The sequence below is a fragment of the Mycobacterium sp. genome (assembly GCF_049683355.1).
GTDB lineage: Bacteria > Actinomycetota > Actinomycetes > Mycobacteriales > Mycobacteriaceae > Mycobacterium.
Window position 1 is genome coordinate 1 of the sequence record NZ_JBAUJB010000115.1, and the last position, 7,705, is coordinate 7,705.

4 protein-coding genes are annotated in these 7,705 nt (G+C 66.5%); all 4 read left to right on the forward strand.

Annotated elements, in window-relative coordinates:
• The first annotated feature begins 87 nt into the window (after window positions 1–87).
• A complete protein-coding gene (ettA, locus tag WA944_RS07085; protein ID WP_163892824.1) occupies window positions 88–1,761 on the forward strand; it encodes an energy-dependent translational throttle protein EttA in 1,674 nt (557 codons plus the stop codon).
• Window positions 1,762–1,852: 91 nt separating this feature from the next.
• Window positions 1,853–6,721: an NAD-glutamate dehydrogenase gene (locus tag WA944_RS07090; protein ID WP_526646650.1), complete on the forward strand. Its 4,869-nt coding sequence runs from the start codon at window positions 1,853–1,855 to the stop codon at window positions 6,719–6,721.
• Window positions 6,718–7,137: an acyl-CoA thioesterase gene (locus tag WA944_RS07095; protein WP_526372750.1), complete on the forward strand. Its 420-nt coding sequence runs from the start codon at window positions 6,718–6,720 to the stop codon at window positions 7,135–7,137. Before WA944_RS07090 ends, WA944_RS07095 begins: the two co-directional genes overlap by 4 nt.
• Window positions 7,134–7,705, forward strand: a 572-nt coding sequence (locus tag WA944_RS07100) for a DUF8010 domain-containing protein (RefSeq protein WP_526646652.1), incomplete at its 3' end; no start/stop codon positions are given. The genes WA944_RS07095 and WA944_RS07100, both read left to right, overlap by 4 nt.

A 7,705-nucleotide genomic window follows, 5' to 3' on the forward strand; every position in this document is an offset into this window, starting at 1 on the left:
GGCCACGCCTAGGATGGGGCCCGACCATCGCAGAGGTCCAGATGATCCCGGAACCGAACCGAGATCGAGAAAGGCGACATCACGGCAATGGCCGAATTCATCTACACCATGCGGAAGGTCCGCAAGGCGCACGGCGACAAGGTCATTCTTGACGACGTCACCCTGAACTTCCTTCCAGGCGCGAAGATCGGCGTGGTCGGTCCCAACGGGGCCGGTAAGTCGAGCGTCTTGCGGATCATGGCCGGCTTGGACCAGCCCAACAACGGCGACTCGTTCCTGGCGCCGGGCGCGAGCGTGGGCATCCTGCAGCAGGAGCCCCAGCTCGACGAGACCAAGTCGGTGCGCGAGAACGTCGAGGACGGCGTCGCGATCAAGGGCAAGCTCAACCGGTACAACGAGGTCGCCGAACTGATGGCGACCGATTACACCGACGAACTGATGGAGGAGATGGGCAAGCTCCAGGAGGAGCTCGACGCCGCAGACGCCTGGGACATCGACTCGCAGCTCGAGCAGGCGATGGATGCGCTGCGTTGCCCGCCACCGGAAGAGCCGGTCACCCACCTCTCCGGTGGTGAGCGTCGGCGCGTAGCTCTGTGCAAGCTGCTGTTGTCCAAGCCCGATCTGCTGCTGCTCGACGAACCGACGAACCACCTCGACGCCGAGAGCGTGCTGTGGCTCGAGCAGCACCTCGCCGATTACAAGGGCGCGATCCTGGCGGTCACCCACGATCGCTACTTCCTCGACAACGTCGCCGAATGGATCCTCGAGCTCGATCGGGGCCGCGCCTACCCCTACGAGGGCAACTACTCGACGTACCTGGAGAAGAAGGCCGAGCGCATCGCCGTGCAGGGACGCAAGGACGTCAAACTGCAGAAGCGCCTCAAGGACGAGCTCGAATGGGTCAGGTCGGGCGCCAAGGCCAGGCAGGCCAAGAGCAAGTCCCGCCTGCAGCGTTACGAGGAGATGGCGGCGGAGGCGGAGAAGACCCGCAAGCTCGATTTCGAGGAGATCCAGATCCCGACCGGCCCGCGTCTGGGAAGCGTCGTAGTCGAGGTCGAGCACCTCGACAAAGGTTTCGAGGGCAGGACGTTGATCAAGGACCTGTCCTTCACGCTGCCCCGCAACGGCATCGTCGGCGTCATCGGTCCCAACGGTGTCGGCAAGACCACGTTGTTCAAGACGATCGTCGGCCTCGAGCAGCCCGACAGCGGCATCGTCAAGGTCGGTGAGACGGTCAAGTTGAGCTATGTGGACCAGAGCCGGGCCGGCATCGATCCGAAGAAGACGGTGTGGGAGGTGGTCTCCGACGGCCTCGATTACATCGAGGTGGGTCAGAACGAGATGCCGTCGCGGGCTTACGTGTCGGCGTTCGGCTTCAAAGGCCCCGACCAGCAGAAACCCGCCGGTGTGCTGTCCGGTGGTGAGCGCAACCGGCTGAACCTCGCGCTGACGCTGAAAGAGGGCGGCAACCTGATCCTGCTCGACGAGCCGACCAACGATCTCGACGTCGAGACACTGAGCTCGCTGGAGAACGCGTTGGGCAACTTCCCCGGCTGTGCGGTGGTCATCAGCCACGATCGCTGGTTCCTCGATCGCACCTGCACCCACATCCTGGCGTGGGAGGGTGACGACGACAACGAGGCCAAGTGGTTCTGGTTCGAGGGCAACTTCGGTGGCTATGAGGAGAACAAGGTCGAGCGGCTCGGCGCCGAAGCGGCCCGTCCGCACAGGGTGACCCATCGGAAGCTCACACGGGGATAGTCTCGTCGTGCGGATCGCGTGACCGGCTCCCGCAGGGGAGTCGGTGACAGCCAACGAGGGTCGGTGCGTACGTGCGAGTCAGGAGCGGCGAATGTCGTTGAATCCAGGGGCCATCAGCAGCACAGTCGGCGGTTCGGTACCTGCCGAGGTCATCGACCGGCTCGTGCCCGCCTATCTGGAGACCTACCGGGGGCCCCATGGGGGTGCTCCCGGGGCGGAGGCCGCCGTCACCGGTCCGGTGCACCGCTCCACGACGGAGAGCCCGGCAAGCCAGGCGCTGGTCGCGGCTCAGTACCGACTGAGCAGTCATCGGCCGCCGGGCACCACCCGGGTCGCGGTTTACTCTGCCGACGACCCAGGCGGTTTCGGTCCGGCACTGCAGATCGTCACCGACAACGCGACGATGCTGATGGATTCGGTCACCGTGCTGCTGCACCGCATCGGGGTCGCCTACAAGGCGATCATGAACCCGGTTTTCCGGGTCCGGCGCGGTGCGGCCGGTGAACTGCTGGAGATCGCGCCTCCGACGGAGGCCACCTTCGATGCCGGTGTCGACGAGACCTGGGTGCACATCCAGCTTTCGAAATCGGTGGATCGGGCCTCGCTCGCGGAGGCCGAGAGGCTGTTGCCTCGGGTGCTGGCCGACGCGCGCCAGGTCGCGCTCGATTCAGCCGCCATGGCGGCGACGCTGCGCAGCCTGGCCGCCGAGCTGCACAGCGACGCCGGGCACCGCTTCCGAAGCCCGGACCGCAAGGACGTCGCCGCGTTGTTGCGGTGGCTGGCCGACGGGCATTTCATCCTGCTGGGCTACCAGCGCTGCCCGGTGCGCGATGGTGAAGCGACGGTCGATTCGTCCAGCCGGCTCGGCGTTCTGCGGCTGCGTCAGGAAGTGTTGCCGCAGCTGACCGCCGATGACGACCTGTTGGCGTTGGCGCAGGCCACGATACCGAGTTTCCTGCGGTACGGCGCCTATCCGCAGATCGTGGTGGTTCGCGAGCAATCGGGGGGCGGGGACGCGTCGGCCGCGGTGGAGCACAGGTTCGTGGGCCTGTTCACCGTCGCGGCGATGAACGCCAACGTGCTCGAGATCCCGCTGATCTCCCGCCGTGTCAACGACGCCCTGGCGATGGCCCACCGCGACCCCAGCCATCCCGGTCAGCTGTTGCTCGACATCATGCAGACCATTCCCCGCTCCGAGCTGTTCGCGTTGAGCGCCCGAGAACTCCTCGACATGGCGATGGCCGTCGTCGAACTCGGATCGCGGCGCCGCACGCTGTTGTTCATGCGGGCCGATCGTCTCGCGCATTTCGTGTCCTGCCTGGTGTATCTGCCGCGCGATCGCTACACCACCGCCGTGCGACTGGAGATGCAGGAGACCCTGGTGCGTGAGCTCGGCGGCGTCAGCATCGACTACGCCGCTCGAGTCAGCGAATCACCTTGGGCGGTGGTGCATTTCACTGTTCTGCTGCCGGAAGGGTCAAGTCAGCGCGACGTCGACCTGTCCGAAGCCAACGAGTTCCGGCTGCAGGATCTGCTCACCGAGGCCGCCCGCACCTGGGCGGACCGGTTGCTCGGCGCGGTCAAGGCCGGTGCGATCGAACAGACGACCGCAGAGCACTACGCCAACGCCTTCTCCGAGGTGTACAAGCAGGCGATCACGCCGCTGCACGCCCTCGACGACATCGCGATCATCGAGCAACTCGAGGACGACTCGGTCAAGCTGGTGCTCGACGACACCGCTGAGGACGGTGTCTCCCACCTCGTCTGGTATCTCGGCGGGCGTTCGGCATCGTTGAGCCATCTGCTACCGATGCTGCAGTCCATGGGTGTGGTGGTGCTCGAGGAACGGCCGTTCACGGTCACCCGCCCCGACGGGCTGCAGGTCTGGATCTACCAGTTCAAGGTGTCCCCGCACCGCGGAATCCCCGAGGCCCCCGCGGGACCCGAGCGGGAGGACAGTTCGCAACGGTTCGCCGACGCCGTGACCGCGATCTGGCACGGCCATGCCGAGATCGACCGGTTCAACGAACTCGTGCTGCGGGCCGGGATGACGTGGCAGCAGGTCGCTCTGCTGCGCGCCTATGCGAAGTACCTGCGGCAGGCCGGGTTCCCGTACAGCCAGACCCACATCGCGACGGTCCTCAACGACCACGCCGGAACCGCACGCTCGCTAGTGGAGTTGTTCCAGGCACTGTTCGATCCCTCTGACGCCAACGGGGGAGCCGCGAACCGGAATGCCCAGGCCGCCGCCGCCGCGGTGTCGGCTGACATCGATGCACTGGTCAGTCTGGACACCGACAGGGTCCTGCGCGCGTTCGCGTCGATGATCCAGGCCACGCTGCGCACCAACTACTTCGTCGGCCGACAGGACTCGGCTCGCGCGCGAAACGTGTTGTCGTTCAAGCTCAACCCCGAGCTCATCGACGAACTCCCGCTGCCACGGCCGAAGTTCGAGATCTTCGTGTACTCACCCCGGGTGGAGGGCGTGCACCTGCGGTTCGGCTTCGTGGCCCGTGGTGGTCTGCGCTGGTCCGACCGCCGCGAGGATTTCCGCACCGAGATCCTGGGTTTGGTGAAGGCGCAGGCCGTCAAGAACGCGGTCATCGTGCCCGTCGGCGCCAAGGGCGGATTCGTCGTGAAGCAGCCGCCCGAGCTGACCGGCGATCCGGCAGCTGATCGCGACGCCACCCGGGAAGAAGGTGTGGCCTGCTACCGGCTGTTCATCGCCGGCCTGCTCGACGTCACCGACAACGTGGACAAGGCCACCGGGGCGATCGTCACACCGTCGGAAGTGATCCGGCGCGATGGTGACGACGCCTATCTGGTGGTCGCTGCGGACAAAGGCACCGCGACCTTCTCCGACATCGCCAACGAGGTCGCTCAGTCCTACGGGTTCTGGCTGGGTGACGCATTCGCCTCCGGGGGATCCGTCGGCTACGACCACAAGGCGATGGGCATCACCGCCAAGGGCTCCTGGGAGTCGGTCAAGCGGCATTTCCGTGAGATGGGTGTCGACACCCAGTCCGAGGATTTCACCGTCGTCGGCGTCGGTGACATGAGCGGCGACGTGTTCGGCAACGGCATGTTGCTCTCCGAGCACATCCGGCTGCTCGCCGCATTCGACCACCGGCACATCTTCATCGATCCGAACCCCGACGCGGCGACCTCGTGGCAGGAACGTAAGCGGCTGTTCGACCTGCCGCGCTCCAGTTGGGAGGACTACGACAGTTCACTGATCAGCCCTGGGGGAGGCGTCTACAGCCGTCAGCAGAAGTCCATCCCGATCAGCTCCGAAGCCCGTGCCGCGCTGGGCATCGAGGACGAAACCTCGGAGCTGACACCGCCGGCTCTGATGAAGGCCATCCTCAAAGCGCCCGCCGATCTGCTGTTCAACGGCGGCATCGGCACCTACATCAAGGCCGAGTCGGAGGCGGACGCCGACGTCGGGGACCGGGCCAACGACGCGGTGCGGGTCAACGGGAACCAGGTGCGCGCCAAAGTGATCGGCGAAGGCGGCAACCTCGGCGTGACCTCACTGGGGCGGATCGAGTTCGATCTGATCGGAGGTCGTGTCAACACCGACGCGATGGACAACTCCGCCGGCGTCGACTGCTCCGATCACGAGGTCAACATCAAGATCCTGATCGACTCGCTGGTCACCGCGGGCAAGGTGGATCCCGGGGAACGCTCCGAGCTGCTGCTGTCGATGACCGATGAGGTCGGCCGACTCGTGCTGGCCGACAACGAGAGTCAGAACGACCTGATGGGCACCAGCCGGGCGAACACCGCCAGCCTGCTGTCGGTGCATTCCCGAATGATCCGGGATTTCGTGGAGGAGCGCGGGCTCAACCGCGAACTGGAGGCCCTGCCGTCGGAGAAGGAGATCCGGCGTCGCGCCGAGGCCGGTATCGGTCTGACCTCTCCGGAGCTGGCGACCCTGATGGCGCACGTCAAGCTGGCGCTCAAGGACGATCTGCTCTCCGGCGACCTGCCCGACCAGGAGGTGTTCGCGGCCAGGCTGCCGTCGTACTTCCCGTCCACGCTGCGCGAGCAGTTCAGCACCGAGATCCGGTCGCACCAGCTGCGACGGGAGATCGTGGCCACCATGCTGGTCAACGACATGGTCGACACCGCCGGGATCTCGTATGCCTACCGGGTCGCCGAGGATGTCGGGGTGGCGCCGGTCGACGCGATGCGAAGCTACGTCGCCGCCGATGCGATCTTCGGGTTCGGCCGGGTGCGCGACCAGATCCGGGACGCCTACGCTGCCGGGGTTTCGGTGGCGGTGACCGACCGGATGACACTCGACCTGCGTCGGCTCACCGACCGTGCCGCCCGCTGGCTGCTGAACTACCGACCGCAACCGTTGGCGGTGGGCGCCGAGATCAACCGGTTCGCGGAGAAGGTCGCCGCGCTGACCCCGCGGATGCCGGAATGGCTGCGCGGTGACGACGCAGCGATCGTCGGCAGCGAGGCCGGGGAGTTCAGCTCCCAGGGCGTTCCGAAGGATCTGGCCTACATGGTCGCGACCGGGCTGTATCAGTTCAGCCTGCTCGACGTGATCGACATCGCCGACATCGTCGACCGCGACCAGGCGGAGGTCGCCGACACCTACTTCGCGCTGATGGACCATTTCGGCACCGACGGGCTGCTCACGGCGGTCTCCCGGCTGTCCCGGGAAGACCGGTGGCATGCGTTGGCGCGCTTGGCGATTCGCGACGACATCTACGGCTCGCTGAGGGCGTTGTGTTTTGATGTGCTCGCCGGCGGTGAGCCCGACGAGAATGGCGAGGAGAAGATCGCCGAATGGGAGCTGACGAACGGCTCGCGGGTCCGACGCGCCCGGCGCACGCTGACCGAGCTCTACGAGAGCGGTGAGCACGACCTGGCGACGTTGTCGGTGGCGGCCCGCCAGATCCGCAGCATGACGAGGACCAGCGGAACGGGTTCGACGGGGTGACGGGCCAGCACGGGTTCACCGCGCCGGTCCATGTGCGCTGGTCAGACATCGACATGTACCAGCACATCAACCACGCCACGATGGTGACTCTCCTCGAGGAGGCCCGGATCCCGTTCCTGCGTGAACCCTTCGGCGAGGAGATCACCACGATCGGGTTGCTGATCGCCGAGGTGAACATCGTCTACAAGGGTCAGCTCCGGCTCGTCGATTCCCCGCTACAGGTCACGATGTGGTCGAAGCGGGTCAGGGCGGTGGACTTCACGATGGGTTACGAGGTGCGTTCGGTCGGCGCGCCACGGGACTCCAAACCCGCGGTCATCGCCGAGACCCAATTGGCCGCGGTGCACATCGAGGAACAGCGACTGCAACGACTCTCGGAGCGCCAGCGGCAGTACCTGCAACGCTGGACCCGATGACGGGCACCGAGCGGGGTGTGTGGCTCGACGGCAGCAGCAACCGCGACGACCTGTTGATCTTCACCGAGCGCGCGCGGCGTCTCGACGAGGCGGCGGTGATCCGGTTTCGGGAACGTCCGGACGGAATGATCGTCGCCTGGGTCGCCACCGGGTTCGATGTGCTGGCCAGCAGGGTGGTGGGCGGCCGGGTGCGGCCTGCGGACCTGTGCGCCGGAGCCGACGCACTGCTGTCGGGGCTGGCGGCCATGAACGTCGAGGGATACGTCGACCCGGGCTTCGGGATGGACTCGGCCTGGCGGGGAGTCCTGCCGCCGGACTCCGGCTTCGTTCACCTCGACGATGTGCCGGCGCGGGCAGTCCTGGATCTGGCCCAGCGGGGCGTCGGCCTGGCCAAGGAGCATTCCAGCGCCCACGGACCGCCTGCGTCACTGCTGGACCAGGAGGTCGTCGCCGTCACCGCCGGCGGGGACAGCCTCGGGATCCCGATGCGGTGCGTGTTCGCCCTGACCGCGATGGGCTTTCTGCCGCAGACGCCGGCAGGAGACGACTTCGCCCCGGAGTCGGTCAG